1 pseudogene is annotated in these 1,181 nt (G+C 38.9%); it reads right to left on the bottom strand.

The annotated features are described in order from the left end of the window. Nucleotides 1-32: 32 nt before the first annotated feature. Nucleotides 33-1,103 (bottom strand): annotated as a pseudogene (locus tag EKM76_RS13345) (IS3-like element IS1163 family transposase). Nucleotides 1,104-1,181: the final 78 nt, after the last annotated feature.

Below are 1,181 nucleotides of genomic sequence, written 5' to 3'. Positions count from 1 at the left end.
TGCTCCTATGTCAATAAATGGCACATCTTTTTCTAAACACTCGTTCTAATTCTGTCGGAATTAAACCAACTGATGTAATTTGAGGTTCGGATTACCAAGTCCTCAAAATTGGAAAAAGTTGTTTGAAAGGCAAACTCTCTCTTCAACAATGAGTGAAAAGCTTCAATTGGCCCATTATCATAATGGATAACCTTGTTTTGAGTATGAGTGGCTAATCTGATGCCGTTCAAGTAAAGTTTCAACTTCGTTGCTGGTGTACTGTGAACCCATGTCAGAGTGAAAATATTGTGGCTTTTGATGATATTCAAGCGCCTGATTAATCGTTTCTACAACTAACGTCGCCTCCATCTGACGACCAATCTTGAAAGCAAGAACTTGATGAACCTTTGGTTCGTAAATAGAACTGAGATAAACCCAGGTTCCTGGACGTAATTCCAAATAAGTAATGTCAGCACGCCATATCCTTGCATTGGGCTGGTGCTTGATTAAATTGGGGCGTTGTGAATGATCCACATGAGTGCCAGGTTTTTTAAATCGCCGATTCATTAAAGAGTGAATCTCCATTTCCCTCATTAATCGTAAAATTCGTTTTGACCCAACACAGATGCCTGACTTGCGAAGCACCATCGTTATTCGTGGATAACCATAGGCACGATAATTATTTTCCCAAATCAATTTAATTTTTTCTTTGAGCTGATTATCAACACGTTCGTGTTGACTAGGTTGATATCTTTTCCAATGGTAATAGGTGCTGCGCGGTAATTTCAGTGCCGAAAGAATAATTGATAAGCGGTGTCGCAATAACTGATCTTCTATGAAGACAAGGCAATTAATTCGTCCTAATGCTTTCCCAGTAATACCGCCGCAGCTTTTAAAATTTCAAGTTCCTCCTTTAATCGCTGATTTTCCTTTTGAAGTTGTTTGAATTCTTTGGACGTTACTTCAGTACCGTCTTCTAGCTCAACTGATTTAGCGCCTTTAACCCAGTTATGAATTGCGGCTGGAGAAACACCGTATTCCTCGGAAAGCGAGCGAATAGATCTTTTCTCTTCACGATGCATCTTCACAATGCTGGCTTTAAAATCATCTTGATATCGTTTCATTGGAATGCTCCTATCTTGTTTTATTAATTATGGCACAACTGTTCAGAAATTTATGTACCAAATACTAGGATAGGAGCA

This window comes from Loigolactobacillus zhaoyuanensis, from assembly GCF_003946385.1.
Taxonomy (GTDB): Bacteria; Bacillota; Bacilli; order Lactobacillales; family Lactobacillaceae; genus Loigolactobacillus; species Loigolactobacillus zhaoyuanensis.
The sequence above is the reverse complement of the archived record's forward strand: the minus strand, read 5'-3'. Positions and strand labels throughout refer to the sequence as shown.